Raw genomic sequence first — 23,761 nt, 5'->3', positions numbered from 1 at the left:
TTCCCAAAAAGGGAACTGTAGGATAGTTTCTAACCATTATGTCAGCGGTTATTCCATCGAAAATCTAAAATCGAAAAGGGCATAACTTCTGCTTTTAAATAGACTCGAAGCGAGAATCTTTCAGTCAGTTTAGCAGCTAGCGACAAAAGACTGCGAACAACAAATACAAATTGTAGTTGAGGAGAGAACGTGAAACAGCATCTACGGTTAAGGGGAGGACTATTATGCAGCGTTGCAGGAGTTCTGATCGCCCAAGCCCCCGTCTTGGCAGTGCCGACTCAAGTCACAGGAGTGCAAGTAAGTCAAGGTAATAATGGCGTAAATATTGTCATGGCGACAGAAAAGGGCGATCGCCCGCAAGTTTTCGCCATCAATAACGGCAATACTTACCAAGCCACAATTATCAACACCCAGCTTCGCTTGCCACAAGGCAACAGCTTCCGTCAAGATAACCCCGCTCCGGGAATTTCTTCAGTAGAAATCAGCCAGGTAGAGGCTAACAGCATCCGCGTTGTGGTAGCCGGCACCAACGGAGTTCCCAACGGACAAATTGTTCCGGGACAAGGCCAAAGCATCGTCCTCAGCGTTGCCGGACAGGGTGGTACAGTACAGTCTGCCCAAACTGCACCCCCGCCGCCTCCGGGACTGCCGCTGAGCCAAACAGCTCCCGCGCCGGCTCCCCAAGTCCGCACCTCGCAAAACCCAGGTGTGCTGCTGCCAAATCCCGAAGTTACTGTTACCAGAAACGATCGCCCCCCCCTCCCCAGCGAAATACAATCCCAGACAAATCAGGCGGCGCCTTTCCAGCCGCGGGCCGTGGCGCCGCCCTTGGGAGATATCGCAGTGTCTAACATCGCCCCTGGCGCGGGAAATATTGAACTGAGTTCGGGAGAACGCATCCCCCGCTTGGTGCTGCGGGATGCCCCAGTCCGGGACGTTTTGGCTCTGCTGGCCCGCGCTGCTGGATTGAACATCGCTTTTACAGGTGGCGGGGCCCCTGGTCAACCCGGCCAGCCCGCAGTGCCGGGTCAGCCGGGAGCCTCCGGTTCAGATGAAGGGCCGAAGATTTCTTTGGACATCGAAAATGAGTCGGTGCAAGATGTCTTTAATTACGTGCTGCGGCTCAGCGGATTACAAGCTAACCGCCAGGGGCGGACGATTTTTGTAGGGACTAGCTTGCCGATCGACTCGCGCAATATTATCATTCGGACTCTGCGGCTCAATCAAGTTCGGTCTACGGATGCAGCTAACTTTTTGAGTGCTCAAGGCGCGGAAACTCAACTGCCGATTACTCGGGTGACGATTCAAAGCGTGGGCCAGGGAAATGCAGCGCGGGATGTGGAAATTAGGGAACCGGACATTAAGGCGATCGGCGCTAGGGAAGGCACGGGGCCGCTCTTGCTGAGGGGACTGTCGGTGCTGGCGGATTCTCGGCTCAATTCCATCACTTTGGTGGGAGACCCGCGCAAAGTTGACATGGCTGTGGCTTTCTTGACACAGCTAGATTTGCGTCGCCGTCAAGTGGCTGTCAACGTCAAGGTGATCGATATCAACTTGTTGGGAGACAACAGAACCAACAGCAGCTTCTCTTTTGGAATTAATAACAATTTCTTTGTCAATGACGGCGGGGTGGCAAGTCTCAATTTTGGCGGCATCAATCCGCCCAGTGGGACTGACCTTGAGGGGATCAACGCTCGGCCGATCGTCCCCAACCCCCTAGGAACCCCGGATGTTTTCTACGATGCGAACGGCCGGCGTATCGTGCCATTTACAGGTCAAGGTCTCGAAGGCCCTGCCAAAGGTGTGTTCCTCCAGCCGACAGCCCCAATTACTAATAACCCCACGCGAGTTGGAATTACGGATTACGAGCCTGGATCTCGGGACGCATCGGGAAGTGCAACTTTCGGCCTGTTCCCGCTGTTCCAGTATCCGAGGAGGTTCCTGTCGGCGTTGCAGGCAACTATTCAGAGCCAGAATGCCAAAATCCTGACCGATCCGACTCTGGTGGTTCAAGAAGGAGAAACGGCGAATGTGAATATTACTGATGAGGTGATTACTAACATCACGTCCCAAACCCAGAGTACCGGCAATACAAGTACCACAACGGTGACGGCCGTCAAAGACAGGGCTGGTTTGCAGTTGGGGGTGGCGATCGACCGGATTGACGATAATGGCTTTGTCTCTCTGCGGGTGAACCCGATTATCAGGACACCTGGCGGCGAGCAAAACCTGGCCACAGGCGCGAACACCAATACTATCAGGCTGCTGGGCGAGCGATCGTTGCAATCAGGCCTAATTCGCCTGCGGGACGGTCAGACTTTGATTGTTTCGGGGATTATCCGCGATGAAGAACGGGTTACAGCGAACAAGATTCCGATTTTGGGAGATTTGCCGATTATCGGTTCGCTGTTTAGGAGAACCAGTAAGGCCAACCAGCGGGCGGAGTTGATTGTATTGCTGACACCGCAGATTTTGGATGATAGCGATCGATCGAACTTTGGGTACCAAAACAACATTAGTCCCGACGCGCGCCAACTGTTGCAGCGCAGTCAGCCGGTCCAGCCGAGACAGTAGGAACAAAGGAAAAATGCCTTGCTGTCAACTTTCCACGCTCTTTCCCCTGAGTCCGACAGTCCTACAGTCCGACAGGGGTTGAAACCCCTGCCTCAAAGCTAAAGTCCTCTTTTAGAGGACTTTAGCACTCATTAGTCCTATGCAAGAGGAGTATAAATCACTCTTTCAGTCGTCTGAAGACGACTTCAGCTATGAGACAGGGACTTCAGTCCCTGGCGGGTTTCGGGAAAATGAAACAGCCCGACCCCACGGGGCAAAGAAAGAGGGGAAAGGAAGAAGGAAGAAGGAAAAATTTTTTCCTTTAGCCCTTGACAAATTACATTTTATTCCTTCTATTTCTCCTTTTTTAAGGCTTTCAAATCCACCGAGGCGAGAAATCTTCTCTCCAAGGTGGTATTTTTTTACCTAAATTTTGGGATTAATTAAAAAAATTGTCCAAATCCATATAAATTAAAGGTTCCACCGATCCATAACGGTCGGCAAGACTTTAGAATAATGCAGTGAAAATTAGATGCTGTGGGGTTTTCAGCAGTTAGAAACAAAAATTCCTTTTCTGACCAATTATCCTAGGGTAATTGGTATTCAGCAGGAGTTGTGATTCGGGGAAGCGGACGGGAGCAATCGGGAACCACCCAAACCTCCCAATCCACACCTCAATCGAGTTGATAACTCACGGCTAATAGTTGAACTAAGTCTGTTTAACGTAATTTTGCAAATCCAGAAGGAGTTCGCAATGAACAAAGGTGAATTGGTTGATGCAGTCGCGGAAAAGGCTAGCGTGACGAAAAAACAGGCAGATGCTGTTTTGAGTGCCGCCCTCGAAGCAATCATGGAAGCTGTGTCCGATGGCGACAAGGTGACGCTTGTCGGTTTTGGCTCATTTGAGTCGCGGGAACGCAAGGCTCGCGAGGGTCGCAATCCCAAAACTGGCGACAAGATGGAAATCCCGGCAACCAGAGTTCCTGCATTTTCCGCAGGGAAGTTGTTTAAGGACAGAGTTGCACCCCCGAAAAACGCAGAATAGCTGGCGAACTGAGTCTTGATTAGACCTGTACACGGTGGGAATTTAGCTTGGGCAGCCGCACTGGCAGGCTGCCCTCCCTCTGCTATTCTCGATTTTTCTGCGAGTATCAGTCCTTTGGGCCCTCCTGAGTCGGCCCTGGCTGCGATTCAATCACACTTGAGCAGTCTGACGGCTTACCCCGACCCGGATTATGGGGAGCTCAGGACTGCTTTGGGGGAGGCTCTGAATGTTGACCGGGATTGGATTTTGCCGGGGAATGGTTCGGCGGAATTGTTGACTTGGGCGGCTTGGGATTTGTCGAAGCTGGAGGCGACTTATTTGCTGACTCCGGCTTTTGGCGATTACTCGCGGGCCCTTTCGGCTTTCGGCGCGCAGGTGCTCAAATGTCCTTTGGATCTTAAATCTTGCACCATTGTCAAGAACGAGCAAGATGCCCATTCCACAAGAGATGAATTTTCTTGTGGAACAGTCAAGATGCCTGTTCCTAAACAAGTAATCGAGAATGGTGCAACTTCTCAGTTGGAACTGAAATCGTTGGACGCGGAGGCTGGAAGCCGATTAGTAACGGATGATTTGTCGGTTTCTAACCGTTCCCTTGTCTCCCCTTCTTTGCGTCTCCCGGTTCCTCTTGCTCTCGATGCCAATCATCGACGAGGTTTGCTCCTGAACAACCCGCACAATCCTACGGGTTTGCTGTTTGGTAGGGAGGCGATTTTGCCTTATTTGAAGCAGTTAGGTATGGTGGTGGTGGATGAGGCCTTTATGGACTTTCTACCGCCTTCTGAGCAGGAAACTTTGATCGATGCTGTTGAGGAGTTTCCGAATTTGGTGATTTTACGATCGCTCACTAAATTTTATTCTCTGCCGGGACTGCGGTTGGGCTGCGCGATCGCCCATCCCGATATCCTCCGCCGCTGGCAGTTGCTGCGCGATCCTTGGCCTGTAAATGCTTTGGCTGCTGCTGCTGCTGCTGCTGTGGTACGAGATACTGCTTTTGAGCAGCAAACCTGGGATTGGCTGCCTGTTGCTCGCCGAGAGCTATTTGAGGGTTTGGCGCATTTGCCGGGTTTGCAGCCTTTTGCAGGGGCAGCTAATTTCTTGTTGGTTGAGTCGTCGATGTCGGTTTCTTCGATTCAAAAAAGTCTGTTGGAACGACACCGGATTTTGATTCGGGATTGTTTGAGTTTTCCTGAGTTGGGCGATCGGTTTTTTCGGGTGGCTGTGCGCTCCAGGGCGGACAATCTGCGACTGATTGCTGGACTTTCCGAAGTTATTCGTTAGCTGACAGTTGTCAGTTGACGGTTGACTGTTGTCAGTTGACGGTTGACTGTTAACAACCAATAAAAGTTGACAAACTGATTTTATTGGTCGTTTGAGCGGACATACCCAAGAAACCTGGTTTCTATGATAAATCTCGGGTTTTACAGCGAAGTATCTAGGAAGAAACCGGGTTTCTGACCCCGCGCGCCGATCGTCCTAAACTAATGACTACTGACTACTGACTAATAACTAATGATTAATGACTAATGACTACTGACTACTGACTTCTTTATTTATGCTTGACTATGATTTAGTGATTATTGGTGGAACTCCGGCCGGACGTTATGCTGCTTTGACTGCAACTAATTTCCCGGCCCGCGTTGCTTTGGTGGAACCGCTAAGTAATTCCCAAGATTTGCCGAGTGGGGGGAAAGAGTCGATCGACCTTGGTTTGAGATACAGCCAAACTTTGAGGGAGGCTGCTCGTTTTGCCCAGCAGATCAGCCGCCAGCAGTTGGGGGTGCGTTGGGAAGTCGCGAATTCCTCCATGCCGCTCAAATTGCGGTTTGAGGGGGTTCTCAAGTGGGCAGATGATGTTGTTTCTAATTTGTCAGAAATTGATTCTCTCGGCCTTTTGGCTGCTCGCGGGGTCGATGTTATTTTTGGCAACGGCGAGTTTGTTGCGAAACCGGATTTGGCTTTTGTTGTCGGCGGGCGTTCATTGCGATCGCTCTGTTATTTGCTGGCTTGTCCAACTCTGCCGACGATTCCTAATATTGAAGGACTTTCATCTGCTGGCTTTTTTACTTCGGAAACTGTTGGGGAATTAGCAAAACTTCCACAGTTGCCTAAAAGTTTGGCTGTAATCGGCGCAGATCCCAGCGGTGTTGAAGTGGCTCAGACTTTTGCTCGGCTGGGGGTTGCTGTCACTTTGGTAGTGAAAAGTTCGCACATTTTGGCTAAAGAAGACCGGGAGGCTGCTGGGTTGGTTCAAGCTGCAATGGAAGCTGAAGGAGTGCGAATTCTGACTGCTACTGAGGTGACTCAAGCGAGGGTGATTGATGGTAAGAAGTGGATTCAAGCTGGGCCAAGGGCGATCGAAGCTGAGGAGATTTTTCTGGCCGCCGGTAGAGGACACAATTTTTCATCGTTAAATCTCGAAGCGGCTGGGGTTAAATTCAGCGATCGCGGGGTGATTTTAAATGAAAAGCTGCAAACAACTAATCACCGAATTTACGCGATCGGCGATCTTGCTGGGGGTTATCCGTTCCCTCACATCGCTAATTGCGAAGCTGCGGTTGCTGTGAAAAATGCTTTGTTTTTGCCGATGTTTCAAATAGATTATCGCGGGATTCCTTGGGCGATTTTTTCTGACCCGCAATTGGCGAGGGTTGGCTTGACTGAAGCGCAAGCAAGGCGCCGTTTTGGAGACGATCTCATTGTTTGTCGGGAATATTTCAAGAATGTTGAAAGAGCTCAAATGTCGGGGGATACAACTGGTTTTTGTAAGATGGTCGGGCGTCGCAACGGGGAGATTTTGGGAGCGAGTATTGTGGGGCCGCAAGCTGCTGAGTTGATTCACGCGATCGCCTTGGCTGTGCGTCACGGGATGAAGGTTGAGGCGATCGCCGAACTTCCTTATATTTGGTCGAGTTTTTCGGCAATTAACGGTCAAACTGCTGCTGTTTGGGAGTCGCAGCGCTTGGGCAGCAACACTTTTATGCAGAATTTGTGGGAGAATTTGTTTCACTGGCGCAGGTATTGGAAGTAAAAAAATCCAAGGGGTAATTGGTAATTCGTAATTGTAAGTATGTGAGTGGCAAAATATAATTGACTTGGGCTACTTCCATAGTCTACTTATGAACTTTGGCATTTAATGCCTGATTCACTTATTAGAGTGGGGCAGCTTGTTGTGGCATCTCGACAAATAATTCGGCTGGCGATCCCATGAATCCCTATTTATCCCAAATCTGACACACAAACTCAATTTTCTCTGCTTATCGCTTTAAATTACGCTCCGCCCGAATTGTATTAATGACATTAAATTATCACCTAAACTATAGATTAACATTTAATAGGCGATCGCATACAAGCATCGGTGTCAAAAATACTCTTAAGTACCTGATTAGTCTCTTAGATTCCTCTTCTATCAACTGCTGTCCTTCAATCAGCCTTAGCCTCCTTCATTTTCTACTTCGTCTTAACTCAAGTATAAACAGCTCTTACATAAACAATTCAAGTATTGTTTTAAACTCGTGCTTTAAGTTGAACCACAAAGTATATTAAGAAAAATGTAATAGAATAAATACCACAGCAGATAGAGCGACAATAGTATATATCAACTCTCAGAAACTTCAGGCTTTATAGAAGTAGTAGGAATACGTAGGTATGACTAGCATCACAAATCTTGTTCTAGGATATCACATAAACGAGCAAATATACGCAGGTAATCGAACTCTAGTTTATCGTGGCATTCGCTCGGAAAATGGGCAGCCAGTCGCGATCAAACTGCTGCGAAATGACTTTCCCCGCTTCAACGAACTGGTTCATTTTCGCAACCAGTACATCATTGCTAAAAACTTAGATATCCCTGGCAGTGTTAAGGCATACAGCCTGGAGACTTACCATAACCACTATGCTCTGGTGATGGAAGACTTTGGCGGAATTTCCTTAAGTAACTACCTTGCTAGTCTCACATCGGATAGCAACGAACCTCTAGAAGGCTTGCCCGTTAACGAGTTTCTTCCCATTGCCATTCAAATTGCCAACGCCCTTGACGGACTTTATCGCCACCACGTCATCCATAAAGACCTCAAGCCCGCCAACATTCTGATTAACCCCACCAGCAAAGAAGTGAAGCTGATTGACTTCAGCATCGCTTCCCTGCTGCCTCGCGAAACCCAAGAAATTCAAAATCCTAACATCCTCGAAGGCACTTTACCCTACATATCTCCAGAACAAACTGGCCGGATGAACAGGGGTATTGACTACCGCACAGATTTCTACTCTCTAGGAGTAACATTCTACGAATTACTAACAGGAAAGTTACCATTTCAAACAGATGATCCAATGGATTTGGTACACTGCCACCTCGCCAAACAACCTATCCCAGCCTCAACGATCAACCAGAGTGTTCCATTGGTGCTGTCTGAGATTGTCAGCAAACTGATGGCGAAGAATGCTGAAGGTCGGTATCAAAGCGCCCTAGGACTCAAGTTTGATTTGGAAACTTGTTTATCCCAGTGGCAAGAGACAGGGACGCTGACTAACTTTAAAATAGGGGAGCGAGATTTGTGCGATCGCTTTACTCTTCCAGAAAAATTATACGGTAGAGAAAGGGAAGTGTTCTCCCTGCTAGCGGCCTTCGATCGCGTCAGTGGGGGAAGCACCGAAATGATGCTCGTTGCCGGTTTCTCCGGCATTGGCAAAACCGCTGTTGTCAACGAAGTTCACAAACCAATTGTGAGACAGCGAGGATACTTTATTAAAGGCAAATTCGACCAATTCCAACGTAACCTTCCTTTTAGTGCATTTGTCCAAGCTTTTCGCGATTTAATGGGACAATTGCTGTCAGAAACAGATGCTAAAATTGAAGAATGGAAGTTAAAAATTTTGGCAGCTTTGGGCGAGAGCGCTGGGGTGATAGTTGAAGTCATTCCCGAACTAGAACGTATTATCGGCTCGCAACCGCCAGTCCCAGAACTTTCTGGCAGTGCCGGTCAAAATCGCTTCAATTTGTTATTGGAAAAGTTTATTCAATTATTCACAACAAAAGAACATCCTTTAGTGATTTTCTTGGACGATTTGCAATGGGCAGACTCAGCATCGTTAAAATTAATTAAACTGCTGATGAGTGCTACCGATAACTGCTATATCTTATTAATGGGAGCTTATCGAGATAACGAAGTGTTTCCAGCACATCCCTTGATGCTGACCTTAACAGATATTCAAAAAACTGAAGCAAAGGTGAATGCGATTACCTTAGCTCCGCTCGATCGAGCCGACGTAAATAGTTTAGTAGCCGATACTCTAGCTTGTTCTAGAGCGTTGGCTCTGCCTTTGACAGAACTCGTTTATCAGAAAACCCAAGGCAATCCATTTTTCAGCACACAATTCCTCAAATCTTTGCATGAAGATGGGCTAATTAAATTTAATTTTGAAGAGCGGTATTGGCAGTGCGATATTGCCCGACTGCGAACCTTGGCACTAACAGATGATGTAGTAGAATTTATGGCACTTCAGTTGCGAAAGTTGCCAACCCAGACACAGGAAGTTTTAAAGTTAGCTGCTTGTATTGGCAATCAGTTCGATTTAGGGACTTTAGCAATTGTTGATGAAAATTCGCCCGTAGAAACCGCAACAGCTTTATGGAAGGCACTAGAAGATGGGCTAATTTTACCCATTACCGAAGTTTATAAGTTTTATCAAGCAGAGGGGAATAGCAAAGCGGTAATCGGTAATGGGAAGGAATCTGACCAATTATCATTTACCCATGACCAATTACCCAAATATAAGTTTTTACACGATCGCGTCCAACAAGCAGCCTATTCTCTCATTCCTGAAGACCAAAAGCGCTCTACTCACTTAAAAATAGGTCAACTGCTGTTAAAAAATACGCCAGAAGCAGATCGAGAAGAAAGAATTTTTGATATTGTCAATCACTTAAATGTGGGAGTTGAGTTAATTACCCCGGAGGCAGAACGGGAGAAATTAGCACGATTGAATCTGGTTGCTGGAAAGAAAGCCAAAGCGGCTACTGCCTATCCTGCTGCGGTTGACTATTTCAAGATTGGCAGGGAATTACTGACAGCAAATAGTTGGCATAATCAGTACGAAGTAACATTAGCGTTGCATACCGAAGCAGCAGAAACGGCCTATCTAAGCGGTGACTTTGAGCGGATGGAAGAATTGGCATCAGTTGTGGAAAGCTGCGCCAAAATGCTACTGGACAAAGTGAAGGTATATGAAGTACAGATGCAAGCTTACATGGCGCAAAATAAGTTACAGGAAGCGCTGAATACGGGACTACAAGTTTTAAAACAGTTGGGGGTAGAGTTTCCCTGCGAGCCAAATCCGTCTGATATTGGGCAGGCATTAGGGGAAACCGGGTCAATTTTGAGCGGAACGCGAATTGAGGACTTAATTGAGCTGCCTCAAATGAGCGATCTTTATAAACTAGCAGCTATGAGACTTTTATCAAGTATCTTTGCTCCTGCATACATTGCTGCTCCTGCACTGTTGCCTTTGACTGTGTGCAAACAAGTACAATTATCCGTCCAATATGGGAATGCTTCTGTTTCTCCCTTTGCTTACGCCAATTATGGTTTTCTTCTTTGTGGAGTTGTGGAAGATATTGATTCAGGTTATCAGTTCGGTCAATTGGCTTTAAGTCTAGTGTCAAAGTTAAATTCTCAAGAAATCAAAACAAAGACAGCCTTCATAGTAAATTTATTTATCCGACATTGCAAAGAGCATCTCAGGGAAACCTTAGAGCCTTTGGTGTCAGCTTACTCTAGCGGACTGGAGGCAGGAGATTTAGAATATGCCGGCTATAATTTATTACAGTCTTCCTGTTCAGGTTACTATAGTGGCAAAGAACTGAATCTCCTTGAAAGAGAGATAGCAAGAAACAGAGATGCTATTCATAAAATCAAGCAAGAAACAGCGCTTAATTATATAGAAATTTATTGGCAGGCTATCTTGAATTTGCTGGGGAGAAGTGATAATTACTACCTTCTAAAGGGTGAAGCCTGTGATGAGCAGATGAAGTTGCCATTTTACCAGAAAGCGAACGATAAAGTGGGAGTTGCATACATATATTTAAACAAAATTTTACTTTGTTATTGGTTTGAAAAATACTCAGAAGCGATTGATAATATCGCTCTAGCAGAGAACTATTTAAATGCAGTAATAGGAATGCCCGTTGTTCCTGTTTTCCATTTCTACGATTCTTTGGTGCGGTTGGCGGTGTATTCTGACACTCCACACTCAGAACAAGAGAAACTTCTCGACCGAGTACAAGCTAATCAAGAAAAAATGCAGAAATGGGCACATCATGCCCCCATGAATCATCTGCATAAATTCTATCTAGTAGAGGCAGAACGGCATCGGGTGTTAGGCGAAAAAATAGAAGCGCTTGAGATGTACGACAAGGCTATTGCCCTCGCCAAAGAGAACGAATACATCAACGAGGAAGCTCTTGCTCACGAACTAGCTGCTAAATTCTATTTAGAATGGGGTAAAGAAAAACTGGCAAAACCATATTTAATTGATGCTTACTATGCTTACGCTCGTTGGGGAGCAAAAGCAAAGATTGACCATCTAGAACAGCGCTATCCTCAATTGCTTGCTGTGATCCTGCAACAAGAGCGAACTCGCCAGAATCCGAGCGAAACAATTCACACATCCACCCATAGTGAATCATCCGTATCTAACACGAATAGAACAATTATCGGTAGCACCAGCAGTTGGGGCTTAGTAGATTTGCCGACAGTTATCAAAGCTTCTCAAGCTCTATCTAGCGAAATTAAACTCGATCAATTGCTCACTACCCTCATGCAAGTGGTGGTGAAGAATGCCGGAGCACAAAGCGGAGCATTAATGTTGAATGAAGAGGGAAACTGGAGGCTCAACGTCCACTGCACAAACCGTCAAGACTGCCTTCTGCAATCAATTCCGGTTGAGGAGAGCGAAGTAATTCCTCTGAGCCTGCTCAACTACGTCAAACGTACAAAAGAAACCCTAATTTTTGATGATGCGAGCAATCAACCAAGATTTGCATCTGACCCCTACATAATCCAACACCAACCTCAGAGCCTGCTTTGCACTCCGATCAGCGAGCGAGGGAAAATGATGGGGATTTTGTATTTGGAAAATAATTTAGCAACAGGGGTATTCACGGGCGATCGCGTCGCCATCCTCAATATCCTGTGCTCGCAAGCAGCAATTTCCTTACAGAACGCCAGACTGTATCAACAATCTCAGGAATATGCCCAAAAACTAGAGCAGTCTATCCACGAGCTCAAACAGATGCAGTTGCAATTGGTGCAGGGTGAGAAAATGTCTGCTCTGGGAAATTTAGTCGCAGGGGTAGCCCACGAAATTAACAATCCCGTAGGCTTTATCGCCGGCAATTTGCAACCCGCTCAAGAATACGTGGGGGATTTATTCAATTTGATCGATCTCTATCAAGAAACATTTCCCAATCCGGGAGGGGAAATTGAAACAGAAATTGAGGATATGGACTTGGAGTATTTGCGAGAAGATTTGCCCAAATTGATTGGCTCAATGAAGGAAGGAGTCGATCGCATCCGCAATATCAGTACGAGTTTGAGAACGTTTTCCAGGGCAGATAGCGATCGACCAGTTTCTTTCAATATTCACGACGGACTCGAAAGCACTCTGCTAATTCTCAAGCACCGTTTAAAAGCCAGCGAGTTCCGCCCTGCCATTGAAGTGGTGAAAGAGTACGGTAACTTGCCCCTAGTAAAATGCTTTCCCGGACAGTTAAACCAGGTATTTATGAACGTACTGGCAAATGCCATTGACGCTCTGGAAGAGTCAAATAAGGAGCGCACTTTTAAGGAAATTAAAGCCCGACCTAATCAAATCACGGTTCAAACTGCTCTGAGCGAAGATCACAATCAGGTTTTGATTCGCATTAAGGATAATGGAGTGGGGATGTCGAACTCAGTCAAGGAAAACATCTTTAACCACTTATTCACCACCAAATCTGTGGGTCAAGGAACCGGATTAGGATTGTCTATAGCCCACCAAATTGTTGTGGAAAAACATGGAGGTACGTTACTCGTGAATTCCTCCTTGGGGCAGGGTTCGGAGTTTGTGATTTCTATTCCAGTATGAGCAGTTCGTGCTAGGCTTTTACCGCATAGAGCACCGCCTCCCAACTCGGAACCTCGTTATTACAAGAAAGAGGACACGGGGAACGGGAAACAGGCTTTCTTGCTCTCAGGCTAGGAACTAGCGACTACAAACTAGGGAAACAAAAACTCTAGGCTCATTCCCCCATACTCCGTCCGCACCTTATTAGTTAGTGACGGAGGCAGCGGTTTACAACCGCCTGCTTTACAAAAACTCTTCCCTGTTTTTGTTCTCGGTTTCGAGTTAAGAATTCCCTTGAGATTCTACGCATCTACCTTACTGAAACGAAAACGGCTATCATGCTACTGAGATTGTGGAGTTTAATTTCATAGCTGAAAACTCTATTTGAATTAACTCATTTTTGATAGAACGATCGCTAACATCATAATGTGCAGAGCGCGGGCCCTACGTTGAAGTTTGGGTTAGATAGGCAGCGCGCACCCTACATTAATAAGGTGCGCGCTTGCTACTTGAGGCTTAGATGTACGGAGAGGGTGGGATTTGAACCCACGTTAGAGTTACCCCTAAAGTAGATTTCGAGTCTACCGCATTCAACCGCTCTGCCACCTCTCCAATAGATTTGAGATGTGAGCTAAAAGTATTTTACCGCACAGTGCGCCAGATTGTAAATCTTTATAAAAAAGAAGTTTGATTTTCATCAGATTCCAAAGTGGTCTTAAATCCCCCTGTTGGAGTCCACTGGAGGGCTCCGTCGCGCCCTGTCCAGAATATCTGAGTTTTGCTTTGGCGCAGTTGGGCTGCGGTTTCTGGGTCGATTTCGTCAGCAGATGCGATCGCCACTTGCGGCCCAACTGCACCCAATAACTCAGCCGTCAGGGTTTTTCCTGACCACCACAGCACTTGAGCCGGCTTCAAGGTTCCCGTTGCGACCAATTGTTTTTGCGCTTCCGGTGTCATTTCACCGACGAGCAACCAAGTTTGATTTCCCACCAGGAATTCTACCACCGGCATCTCCGCATTCACCAACTGCAACCGCGTCGAACCCAGATCAACTGTACTGTTAGTTTCTAGAGGAAAGTAAACGCCTTGGCGAGATTGCACAGCCGTCATAAATTCCTGATTGTTGCCACGGTGAATTTGTTTCGGAGCCTTGTTATCATAAAATGTTTTAATTGGCAAGCGTTCTAGTAATTTTCCCCAACCACTGCTCAAACCTAAATGACCGTGAGTGGCGATCGCAAAATTCACAGAATTAACTCCTTGCTGCTGCAAAAAAGGCAACACTGTAAACCTTACGGTATTTTCGTCACCGCTATTAATTAGCGCCACTTTTCCCCTATCTTGAATTACTAAAACTGGCTCGCCAGATGTCGCCAGCAAAGTAACTTGAAATAAAGATGCTTGAACGTGCCAAGCTGGCAAAACTATGATACTTATTCCCGCCACAAGCGCCAGCGGTAAAATCCAAGCCGATGAAAAACTCGGCAGCGAAATAACTCTACTTTTCCCCTTCTTCCCTTTCCCCTTTTCCTGGTTTTTCCCTCGGACTGCTTCCGGCTTCCGTCTTTTTTCTTCCTTCCTTTGTCTATCCGTTACATCCCGTACATGGCTCGTTGCCGAACTTCCCCCGATCCAAACCCAGCAAATTAAACTGTAAAGCGCTATTAGTTGAAACACTGATACTTGACCGACAGCTACCGAATTACCAGGTAATTGCGAGAAATATTGGGCGATCGCAATTAACCCCTTTGCCGGATAATCGAGCAGTTGCGCTAAAATACTGCCAGCGGGCGGAAAAATCAATCCAGCTAAAGCGCTAACCATCCCCCCAATACTCAAAATCCACAGCAAAGGAGCCGCAATAATATTAACTAAAATGCTGTAAGGTGATACCACACTAAAAACATAAAGTAACAGCGGTAGCACCCAAACTGAAGCGGCGATCGGAACTACAACAATCGAAGCGATCGCGGGAGGCATCCAGTCCAACTTTGCCATCAGCGGGGGCGTTGTCACGATTAACCCCAAAGTCGCCAAAAAACTCAGTTGAAAACCTAAATCCCAAATCCACAAAGGGTTAACCAGCAGTAAAATAGTAGCAGCGATTAACAGCAATCCCAGCGGCTTAACTTGGCGGCTCAGCACCAAAGCAAATAATGTTCCAAATCCCATCAAAGCAGCACGGCATACTGAAGCTTCAAAGCCAGTTAATGCCACTAGCAAAAATAAAGCACCGACGCCAAAACTAAATTGTAATTGTTTGGAAAAACGTCTGGTCAAACCTAGAACTAAAGCCAAAACCATTGAAACTTGCGTGCCGGAAGCTGCGATCGCGTGGGCCAATCCAGCCTGCACAAAATAGTCGCGGATATTGTAAGGTAAATCTACTGCTTGTTTGCCGAGGGCGATCGCACTGATTAAGGGCCCTTCAGGAACATTCAACTGCGATAGTTGCGATCGCACGATCCGCTGCCGCATCGCTTGAATTTTCGATGGCTGCATCCCGCTGGGCTCCAAGAAAGCAGCCGTTTGGCTGTTAACTCGATTTACATCCGCAATCGCCTTTTCTCTCGTCCAGTCAATTTGACGACCTTTGAGTCCGACAAAAGCCCCTTCTCTGGCTAAATATGCTTGAAAATCAAAAGCCCCTGGATTCGACGGCGGCTGCGGTTTGTACAAGGAACCCACAACTGCGATCGTATTGTCGGCGTACAAACCCGTTGCTTGCAGCAGCGGCACTGTAACGTAGAGTTTGCCGGATACTGGGCGGTTTACGACTGCTCCTCCCTCGCCGCCGTTGATTTCGCTAACTAAATCTGTTTCTAGCCAAAATTGCGATCGACCCGATCGAGTCAATCGAGGCGTACTGACAACTCTACCGCGAACTGTCACCGCCACTTCTTGAGTGTTCCCGCCAGCCGGAATCAGTTTGCTGATGTCATCTACTGCCGGTTGGGGCGATCGAACTGCAAAATAAATGCTAGCTAGAAATGCCACCAAACCCGCCACTGCCCACACCCATTTCGCTCTCGGCAGCCTTTCCAAAAAACTCAACTCTTCCCTCGTATCTAATGGCTCTTCTAGAGTATTTTCCTTTTGTCGGCTGCGTCTTTTCTTAGTAACTTTTACAGAATTTAGAGTAAATTTTCGCAACAATTTCGGCATGGCGATCGCCACCGCTATTCCCAAAGCAAGTATCCCGTATCTCCCCCAAGGAACCGCTGTAGAAATCAATCCCAAAATGTAGGCAAGACAGAAAATGGCACCCGTTGCTTGATTCATTAATTAGTAATTTAGAGGGGGAATATTTCAGGGAAACCTATGCGGGACGTATGCACTCCTTACCAAAAAAACCGGGTTTTTAAACATAGATAAAAAGCTAAACGCTGTGTATTTAGATAAAAAACCCTGTTTCTGGCTACCCGTGCGTAAGTTAGGGCAAAATTTCTTTCCTTACATTCTTTCCCTTCCCCTTCCCCTTCCTCTTCCTCTTCTAAATAGACAGCCCCAATTTTAAACCGAAAGCCGCGTGCAGCACCATAAGTGCAAGGGCTGTCGTGCCTAAATAAGCGTGAACCGCGCGCAGTGCCAGCTTATTGCCCCCAAAACCCGTTAGCGAAATCAAGCTGCCAACAGCCAGTAAAACCAGCACTGCCGAACCCGTCCAAAAATGCGGACTTTCCATCACAGGTTGGTGCTGCATCACCAGCGACAGCAAGCCGCCTGTATAGCCCAAAGCTAGAAACAGAAACATCCAGGGTGCAAGCTTGCGGTGATCCGAGCGACTTTTGAGTGCGACATCTTTATCGGCGGCCAAACGTCCCTGCCATCCCGTATACCCGACAAAACTGCCCATCGCCACCACCACTATCCCCATCATTACAGGGTGTCCCCAATGGGTAATTGGTTCGGGAATTCCCAGACTGCGAAATTGACTGGCGATGGGTTCTAGTAGTTCGCTGAGATTTATCATTTGCTTGAGATTCCTAACTTCGCGATCGCTAATTTTGATTTAACCAACAACTTACTCTAAATAGCAATATATCGATCGCGATTTTCCATCACTGTTTCCAGCCAGAAGTCTGTATAAAATAAAAGAGCCGGACACAGGAGAAGTGTATTCCCTAGCATCAGCCGGGGAGCGCCCATTTCAGTTAATTTGAGCTGATCACAATCCAGTTTTTTGTCCCCACACCCGCAAGAGGATGCTATTGCAGACGGCGCTATGATTAAGCCTTACCGATTTTTGCAGCGAATTGCTCAACTGCTCGCCTACGCTTACTCCGCACTGATTGTCAGCTATCTGATTCTGAGACTGATCTTTTGGGACAGGCTGTGGCCGATTGCCTTGATGGGGGATTTTGTTCCTTGGATTTTCTTGCCAATCTTCCTGCTGCCAATTCTAGGGTTTTTTATCATAAAGAAACGCGGGTTCGCGATTGTTTCCTCTGTGGCTGGCATCTGCTTGCTGGGTTGGCTACACGTCACCTACTTTTCTCCCCAGCAGACGAACATCAGTGATTCCCAGCCAACCCTCAAGATTTTTTCTCTCAACCTCGGCTGGCATCACAAATCCCCACAAGCTTTGGTAAACCTAATTGAGGAAGAAAAACCAGACCTCATTTGTTTGCAAGAAATTAAGGAGGATTACGCCAAAGAAGTATTCTCTAAGTTTGCCGCATTATACCCGCACACCCTGGGGCGCGGATACCATGTGATTCTCAGCAGATATCCCATTCGCTCTTTCCAAAAGTTAAAGCTAGCCGGTGGGAACGAACCACAGGAACGAGCTATTATCGCAATGAACCAGCAAGATGTAGTTCTTTATAACATTTCAACCACCCCACCGTGGTTTCGCCAGCATAAAATTTTGCCTTTCCTCAAAATCCCAGTTTACGAGTACGGCGACCGACCGGCACAAATTCAAGATTTAGTGCGGCGACTCCAGAAAGAAACGCTGCCGACTATTGCTGCCGGGGACTTTAATCTGACTGACCAATCTCAAGACTACTATTATTTGAAAGCGGTTATGCAAGATGCTTTCCGAACAGCAGGAGTGGGTTTTGGCTTTACTTTTCCGCACGGGTGGGATCTGAGTTTACTGGTTAAACAGTTAAACTGGAAATTAACTTTTCCCCTGGTGAGGCTTGACTATGTTTGGTATTCTCACCACTGGGGGGCAAAATCAGCCAATGTTTTACCGGCGATCGGTTCAGAGCATCTGCCGGTGTGGGCAGAACTGCGGATGCGACCGGAATTTGGACGAGTGTAGGGGGTTGGCAACACTTTGGTGGGGCAACCACAAGGGCATTGGTATCAATTTAAGCTCCGCGCCGTGATGCTGTTGGCGAATCCGTGAAGGGTGACACCTTACATTTGCTCCCGTCGCACCCCTCTTAGAGCGTGTCCGGATAATTGCCCGCAATTAATTTTTCTATCCTTCTTCCTCTTTCTTCTTCCTTTTTGGCGTAGTTGGCGTCTTGGCGGTTCATTATTAAACCCCCCAAAGAAACAAAGTATTGATTCGCCAACAGTCTCATGGAATGCGCGACTATACAAACAGGGAATTTTAGACAAATGAAGATGTTTTCAACCAAGCACAGACGAATGGCTCGAATTAAGCCTTACTGGCTTTGCACTTGACTGCTGAATCGCCCGTATGCCATAGCCCTGGGTCTGCGCTTCACCCAATCTTCACAGCCTCATTCTCACTCTGGATGTTAAATCCTACCTGCCTGCTCAAAGTTAATTTCAATTCCTTGACTTTTGAATGCCAAAGTTAGAAATTAACATCGCAGCCGACGAACACTCCCACTTCTACATTTTGCTAATCGCTCTCAAGGGAGAACCAACTGCTGAAAAAAAAACTAGAGGTTCCAAGTTTGAGACTTCTGGCATAAAGTATGCCGTCTGCCCAGGCTCACTTCGATAGACTGAGCGCTAAACCGTCTGAAGGCACCCTGATAGCACCCTTGTCTGTTGAGCAGCCATCGCTGTGCACCTAAATGAACCCTCTCAACTAACTCGCTGGGGATTCGGTTTTAGCAGACAAGCACCCACTTTCTTGCGTCGCCTTCCTCGGAACCGTGCAATCGCTACAATCACTGCGCCGTCGCTAAAGTAGCTTCCGAAGGTTGGATTTGATACTTTACGAGATTTGCCAGTTCTTGTAACTGATTAATCGCTTCTGCACCTTCTAGTTTCATCAGTTCGCGGTCGTCCCGCATCTCAGTCCAAGTGATACCGTAATCTGACACTAAAAATCGAATCAGATGGTTGTCCGTCAAACTGACCATAAATGAGGCACTGTTCATCTGACCCCCGCAAGTGTAGCAGGATGCCAGATAACCCCGATGCTCTAGCACGATCGCTAAAGCTTGAAGGTTCATTACCAAATCTTGAACGAATTTACGGTGTTGTTCTGCAAGTCTCAGAAACACAGTTCTCCTCCTATCACCACACCGTGTATTTTACATCCCATTTAATAATTTCTTAATAAGTGGGTATTTAGGTGCTGGTTCAGTATACGTTTAGTATGCTCAAAAAAAATCGGATTAGCGACCTCTTCAGCCTACCTATACTAGATTAACCGAGTTGTGATCGAAACGAAGTATCAGCAGCGACATTCAGCCAAAACAGGCTCTAGCGGGGTACTCCAGCCGGAAAATTTGCCTGCTGTCACGGGTGATTCAGCCGTCGGAGAGCCCAAAGATACAAATAACTAATGATAGTAATGAAATTAGTTAAGTATAAGAGTTCAATCACCCTGCGGGTACTCGTCCCAAAGCGTCGTCGTCTGCCGCAAGCTCCGAAAATCGCCATTCCCCAAAATCAAGTGATCCAGCAGCGGAATCGACAAAAACTGCGCTCCCGCCAGCAACTGCCGCGTCAAAGCAATATCCTCCGGGCTGGGTTCCACAATCCCCGATGGGTGATTGTGCGAGATAATCGCCCGCGTCGCCCCCTGGCGGATCACCTCGCGAAAAATATCCCGTGGGTGAGCCAAAGTTTCCGTTGCTGTGCCGATAGTAATTACCTGAGTACCCAGCAGCCGATTTTTCACATCCAGCAACACCACAGCAAAACGTTCCTGAGACTGCCACATCAAATCCTGACTCAGGGCATCCGCCGCCGCTTGCGGAGAGTCAACCACAGCCATTTCCGGCGGCCGCGACTGAAACACCCGCTTCCCTAACTCCACCGCAGCCAAAATCGAAGTTGCCTTGGCAGGGCCAATCCCGTGAATCTGCGTCAACTCCTGAACGCTAATAGTGCGTAGCACAGCCAAAGGATCACGGTGGTGCAAACTCAACTGATTTAAAATATACTGTCCGAGCCCGACGGCGGAAAGCTTGCCGGGTCCCTGACCAGTACCCAGGAGAATCGCAATCAATTCTGCAGTCGCCAAACTTTTCGGGCCACCCGCCATCAACCGTTCCCGTGGCCGTTCACTCGTTGGCAAATCGACAATTCTCAAGCTGTAAGTCATAGCTGCACCCGCACCGCAAGCTCAACAATTAGACAATTTTAGCCGATCGATTTGCGTTCTTCAATTCGTACAATCACCCAAAAAAGCCTTCATCATTAACCGAGGCTGTTGGCAGAGCAAATCTAACCTAGCGTTTCGCAAGCGATCGAGTCTCGATCTCGATCGAGCTTAAAAGGATCGCCCGGATATGCTTCTAAAACTCGCTGCGCTTCGGCCTGAGTCGCAAAGTCAGAACAGTTGCAATCCGAGTTAACGCAACTCGGAAAATCGGCACTTTTAACCTTCACTCTAGTAATTGTTATCCCCTTCAAATTCGGTTTTATGAAAAATTTTTACTTCTCCCCCATAAACAAAAACTTGCACTTCCTCGTCATATCTTGATTTTAGAATTCCGGGGCAAAGCTCCCATACCAACTCCCGAAACAACAATTTGACTGCTTTTGCCGCTACGCGCGATCGCACAAGTCGCACCGGCCGCCCGCTGAGTTTTTCCGCGTCCATTACTTCCCCCAGCCGATCGCCGATGTCGTTGTTCATGCGGCAGCGCGTAACCTCAAGTCTGGTAAACACCCACTGCCATAAGGCTTTCCGGCACAAGTCACTGCCGCCAACTACTTTAGATTTTTGCAAATCGCCGCTGCTTTCCTGGGATGGCGCGTAACCCAAAGCCTTGCAAAATCGGCGAAGTGACAAATGCCGTTTGGTCGGTTTGCCCGATCGCCGACCGGTGCGAATTTTGACATCGGGTTTGCCGTCTGCGCCGAGGTAATTTTCAATTGGGAAGATTTGGGACAGCAACAGCGCCTCGACTCTGCGACCGAAACCAAACCGGGCAAAAACTTTGCGGTAGGGTAAAAACTGTGGCTGGGCGACCAATTTGGAGAGCTCGAATTCGATCGCCATTTCTTCTCGCTGCAAGTCGCAGATGCGGGCGGCGTGGCGTCGCACTTCGTCGGTGATTCCCAATCCGATCGACCGTTCGTAGAGCAAATCGTACTTTACAGACTGTCGCTGGCTGCAAAGCCAACCCCATAACAGTGGCACTTTTTCGCCAGACCGCAGCGATTTAATTAGCGCCGCTTCTGGAAACTGCCAAGCCAAATCTTGCCGCGCCCTATTTATGATGGGGCTTTGGACGCGGTTGAGGTGAGCGAGCCGCAAGACTAATCGGCGGATTTCTACAATTGTGCGATCGCGCATTTGAACAAATCGGCGCGGGTTTGCTTGGTAATCCCAGCCGTAAATTGCCAGCGCCAGCGCGTCGGCGTCGTCGTCTTTGTCGGGCAATCCCAAGTGATGCTCGCGAAAGCTTCTTAATTCCTTGTGACCGACCAGCCGCACTTCTACCCCGGCGCGGGCGAGTTGGGTTCCCCACAAAACCTGATAATTAACGCCCGTGGGTTCCATTATTGCGATCGTGCTGGCTCGATTTTCCGATCCAATTAGTGCGAGTAACTCATTTATTCCGTGCGCTGTAGCGGCGAATTTGTGGAAGTTGTAGCGGTAACAAAATTCCTTTGGCTCGTCAACTTTCTCTAAAATCAGGCAAGCGGAAACTGAGGCTTTACTGATATCTAGCCCTAAAATTTGCAACATTCAATTTTTGTAGGTGAGGTTTCCAAATCCCGCAGCAACAGCTTATGAATCACCCAAAGGCCACAAAATGAGCCTAATTCACTCTTAAAGCTTCTAAGTGCGCGAGATTCAATTAATAGGTAACAGCCGAGCTTGAGAAGGTTAAAAGGCCACAAAAGCCTGATTCGGTTTTAAAGCCCTAAGCTGTTCCCGTCTTAATCGGCGGTCGGGTTGGAATCGATCCGCGACTCCCCATTATTAAGGGGGAGTTTCGGCCGCTGATTCCGTGCGGCGCTCGTCAGGCGGTTGTTGTGATTGAGTTGGTCGCTACCAGGGCGATGTATGCGTAAAGGTAGTCAATGTTTTGCATTAAAATCGTTGCAAATTCATCTGTTGAGTAAGTTCGCAACAGGTGATTTGCAGCATTGACATACTGATTTAAGCAGCGGTCAGGAGGCTGTTTTTGCAGTAGTCCGCGTGATTTAGCTTCTTTGATAGTGAGAAAAACTTCTTGCGTTTCGGCATCGCTAAAGTTGTCGAATCGCTTTTTTGCCGATTTGATTAATTCGGTGATGTGGTGCTTGTTTTTGGTTGGCATGGTAGATTGATAGATGCGAATAGAGGACTGTTAGCCAAGACAGCTCAGCTCAGATACGGCGGTTAGAGTGTAACTAACCGCTATTTTTCTAAATGTCGGCTGTTGGTATTTCGACTTTGAAACCCTGCTGCATCGGGTTTTCTTGATATTTTGCCAAATAAGATGCGAGGGCTTCGGTGATTTGTTTGTCGCTGATTGTTTCCATTTCAGTGTTTATTTGAACGGAAATTGCAGCAATAAGATAATTAAGGTCGGCCCCAGTAACTTTTTCTAAGGTAGATAACACCATTGCATTAGATAATGCAGTGCTAAAAATCATTATTTGTTGCTCCATTGGTAGGTCGGTTAATGTGACCGCTGGAGGCTTTGCGCTATCGTCGGGGATGATTTGAATTGATTTGAGATTCAGTTCGCAACTGTTTAAAGAATCGTCCAACACTTCGGCGAGTTCTTCTAGTTCGCGGTAGTTGCCCTGGCTTTTTAATATCAAGGCAGCAAGCTGGTAGTCGAGAGCGACAATTTGCGCTTTGATTTCAGAGCGAACTGGAGGCAAGTCAGAATGCCGATAAGTGAAAGTATTGTGCATGGTTTTTTAAAAACTAGGATGAGTCGGACGCTTTGTCCGATCTAATTGGTAAATTGATAGCTTTTTGATGGCATTTTGAGGGCTTTTTGCTCCCAAAACCTGCTACGCGTTTTGGCTTGGACTGGCGGGCGAACGCTTCGGCTCGATCGCAAATTTCGACTTGCTCGGCCGTCAGTTCGGTCTCTTCCTCATCTTCGGGCGGTTCGTCGTCGGGGGGTTCTGTGCCGCCAATGAGCATTTCGAGGTACTTACTGACGGCCATGCCGGCCGCTGCTGCCTTCTGCTGCAGGAGTTGGTAAGCTTTGCCGTTGATGCGGACTTGCTTGGCTCTGTCTTCTGGATTCTCGTCCAGGGCTTCTTGGATTTTGGCCGCTGTGATTAGCTGCGGGGGGAAGCCGTCAAGCACGGTCTGCCATTTTTCCTCTAGTTGGGTTTGCCCGTACTCGTCCACTTGAGCAAATTTCACCAGAGGCAGCGCTTGAGCGACTGAAGTCGGCAGAATCTTGAACTTGGATTTGATGAGGTGGAGACAGATTTTGGCTGCCTGGATAATCTTTTTGCAGTAGAAAGGCGATCGCCCTAATGCAAGTTTGCAGTATTCGGCGAAATCGCGATACTGCCGTTTATAGAGACGGTAGCGGCGAACAGCGTCAAGCATGATTCCTTGCCGCACGTAGTCGAGAAAACTGCGTTTGATTTTCTGAGTTAAGCTGATACGCAGCTAGATTGTATAATTTAAATATAAAATAAGCGCTCATTAGTTAGAATGTATGCCAGCCAAAAACCATCTATCTCAAAATCAAAAACAGAGAC

Annotated in this window: 16 protein-coding genes and 1 tRNA gene; 7 read left to right on the top strand and 10 right to left on the bottom strand. The window is 47.3% G+C overall.

The features are described from left to right. Positions 1-189: 189 nt before the first annotated feature. From QUA25_RS21935 to QUA25_RS21915, 5 genes are all read left to right on the top strand, one after another. Entirely contained in the window at positions 190-2,574 is a 2,385-nt protein-coding gene (locus QUA25_RS21935; RefSeq protein ID WP_333041252.1) for an AMIN domain-containing protein, read from the top strand. A gap of 715 nt (positions 2,575-3,289) precedes the next feature. Further along, a complete protein-coding gene (locus QUA25_RS21930; RefSeq protein WP_278187376.1) occupies positions 3,290-3,598 on the top strand; it encodes an HU family DNA-binding protein in 309 nt (102 codons plus the stop codon). 15 nt (positions 3,599-3,613) lie between these two features. Then, positions 3,614-4,879: a threonine-phosphate decarboxylase gene (locus tag QUA25_RS21925; RefSeq protein WP_333041251.1), complete on the top strand. Its 1,266-nt coding sequence runs from the start codon at positions 3,614-3,616 to the stop codon at positions 4,877-4,879. A gap of 274 nt (positions 4,880-5,153) precedes the next feature. After that, positions 5,154-6,629, top strand: coding sequence for an NAD(P)/FAD-dependent oxidoreductase (locus QUA25_RS21920; RefSeq protein ID WP_333041250.1), 1,476 nt, complete (start codon positions 5,154-5,156; stop codon positions 6,627-6,629). Between the two features lie 617 nt (positions 6,630-7,246). Beyond that, a complete protein-coding gene (locus tag QUA25_RS21915) occupies positions 7,247-12,721 on the top strand; it encodes an AAA family ATPase (RefSeq protein ID WP_333041249.1) in 5,475 nt (1,824 codons plus the stop codon). A gap of 504 nt (positions 12,722-13,225) precedes the next feature. Here QUA25_RS21915 and QUA25_RS21910 read toward each other — a convergent pair. The 3 genes from QUA25_RS21910 to QUA25_RS21900 all read right to left on the bottom strand — a co-directional run bounded on the left by QUA25_RS21910 (position 13,226) and on the right by QUA25_RS21900 (position 16,673). Next, positions 13,226-13,312 (bottom strand) — tRNA-Ser (locus tag QUA25_RS21910). A gap of 60 nt (positions 13,313-13,372) precedes the next feature. Beyond that, positions 13,373-15,982 (bottom strand): ComEC/Rec2 family competence protein, encoded by a 2,610-nt coding sequence (locus QUA25_RS21905; protein WP_333041248.1) that lies wholly within the window; start codon positions 15,980-15,982, stop codon positions 13,373-13,375. 211 nt (positions 15,983-16,193) lie between these two features. Further along, entirely contained in the window at positions 16,194-16,673 is a 480-nt protein-coding gene (locus tag QUA25_RS21900) for a DUF4079 domain-containing protein (RefSeq protein WP_333041247.1), read from the bottom strand. Positions 16,674-16,883: 210 nt separating this feature from the next. Here QUA25_RS21900 and QUA25_RS21895 point away from each other — a divergent pair, with 210 nt between their 5' ends. Further along, positions 16,884-17,972 (top strand): endonuclease/exonuclease/phosphatase family protein, encoded by a 1,089-nt coding sequence (locus QUA25_RS21895; RefSeq protein WP_333041246.1) that lies wholly within the window; start codon positions 16,884-16,886, stop codon positions 17,970-17,972. Positions 17,973-18,801: 829 nt separating this feature from the next. Here the strand turns inward: QUA25_RS21895 and QUA25_RS21890 are convergent. Beyond that, positions 18,802-19,140 (bottom strand): DUF1815 family protein, encoded by a 339-nt coding sequence (locus QUA25_RS21890; protein ID WP_015176985.1) that lies wholly within the window; start codon positions 19,138-19,140, stop codon positions 18,802-18,804. 156 nt (positions 19,141-19,296) lie between these two features. Here QUA25_RS21890 and QUA25_RS21885 point away from each other — a divergent pair, with 156 nt between their 5' ends. Further along, a complete protein-coding gene (locus QUA25_RS21885) occupies positions 19,297-19,425 on the top strand; it encodes a hypothetical protein (protein WP_333041245.1) in 129 nt (42 codons plus the stop codon). A 32-nt stretch (positions 19,426-19,457) separates the two neighbouring features. On the opposite strand, the gene radC is transcribed toward QUA25_RS21885, so the two are convergent. From radC to QUA25_RS21855, 6 genes are all read right to left on the bottom strand, one after another. Beyond that, positions 19,458-20,189 carry a RadC family protein gene (gene radC / locus QUA25_RS21880; protein WP_190736147.1) on the bottom strand — a complete coding sequence of 244 codons (732 nt, stop codon included), beginning with the start codon at positions 20,187-20,189 and terminating at the stop codon, positions 19,458-19,460. 122 nt (positions 20,190-20,311) lie between these two features. Next, positions 20,312-20,476 (bottom strand): excalibur calcium-binding domain-containing protein, encoded by a 165-nt coding sequence (locus QUA25_RS21875; protein ID WP_333041244.1) that lies wholly within the window; start codon positions 20,474-20,476, stop codon positions 20,312-20,314. Position 20,477: 1 nt separating this feature from the next. Next, positions 20,478-21,785 carry an IS110 family transposase gene (locus QUA25_RS21870; protein ID WP_333041243.1) on the bottom strand — a complete coding sequence of 436 codons (1,308 nt, stop codon included), beginning with the start codon at positions 21,783-21,785 and terminating at the stop codon, positions 20,478-20,480. A gap of 277 nt (positions 21,786-22,062) precedes the next feature. Next, complete coding sequence (locus QUA25_RS21865; RefSeq protein WP_333041242.1) at positions 22,063-22,362, bottom strand: hypothetical protein; 300 nt, start codon at positions 22,360-22,362, stop codon at positions 22,063-22,065. Positions 22,363-22,450: 88 nt separating this feature from the next. After that, entirely contained in the window at positions 22,451-22,948 is a 498-nt protein-coding gene (locus QUA25_RS21860; protein WP_333041241.1) for a hypothetical protein, read from the bottom strand. Positions 22,949-22,961: 13 nt separating this feature from the next. After that, positions 22,962-23,606 (bottom strand): hypothetical protein, encoded by a 645-nt coding sequence (locus QUA25_RS21855; protein WP_333041240.1) that lies wholly within the window; start codon positions 23,604-23,606, stop codon positions 22,962-22,964. Positions 23,607-23,761: the final 155 nt, after the last annotated feature.

The sequence above is a fragment of the Microcoleus sp. Pol17C6 genome (assembly GCF_036701145.1).
Taxonomy (GTDB): domain Bacteria; phylum Cyanobacteriota; class Cyanobacteriia; order Cyanobacteriales; family Microcoleaceae; genus Microcoleus.
The sequence above is the reverse complement of the archived record's forward strand: the minus strand, read 5'-3'. Positions and strand labels throughout refer to the sequence as shown.

Bases quoted from the DNA above. Each gene is read 5' to 3' on its own strand.
- QUA25_RS21920 (WP_333041250.1), top strand. From the start codon at position 5,154: ATGCTTGACTATGATTTAGTGATTATTGGTGGAACTCCGGCCGGACGT.
- QUA25_RS21915 (WP_333041249.1), top strand. From the start codon at position 7,247: ATGACTAGCATCACAAATCTTGTTCTAGGATATCACATAAACGAGCAA.
- QUA25_RS21905 (WP_333041248.1), bottom strand. From the start codon at position 15,982: ATGAATCAAGCAACGGGTGCCATTTTCTGTCTTGCCTACATTTTGGGA.
- QUA25_RS21900 (WP_333041247.1), bottom strand. From the start codon at position 16,673: ATGATAAATCTCAGCGAACTACTAGAACCCATCGCCAGTCAATTTCGC.
- radC (WP_190736147.1), bottom strand. From the start codon at position 20,189: ATGACTTACAGCTTGAGAATTGTCGATTTGCCAACGAGTGAACGGCCA.
- QUA25_RS21870 (WP_333041243.1), bottom strand. From the start codon at position 21,785: ATGTTGCAAATTTTAGGGCTAGATATCAGTAAAGCCTCAGTTTCCGCT.
- QUA25_RS21865 (WP_333041242.1), bottom strand. From the start codon at position 22,362: ATGCCAACCAAAAACAAGCACCACATCACCGAATTAATCAAATCGGCA.
- QUA25_RS21860 (WP_333041241.1), bottom strand. From the start codon at position 22,948: ATGCACAATACTTTCACTTATCGGCATTCTGACTTGCCTCCAGTTCGC.
- QUA25_RS21855 (WP_333041240.1), bottom strand. From the start codon at position 23,606: ATGCTTGACGCTGTTCGCCGCTACCGTCTCTATAAACGGCAGTATCGC.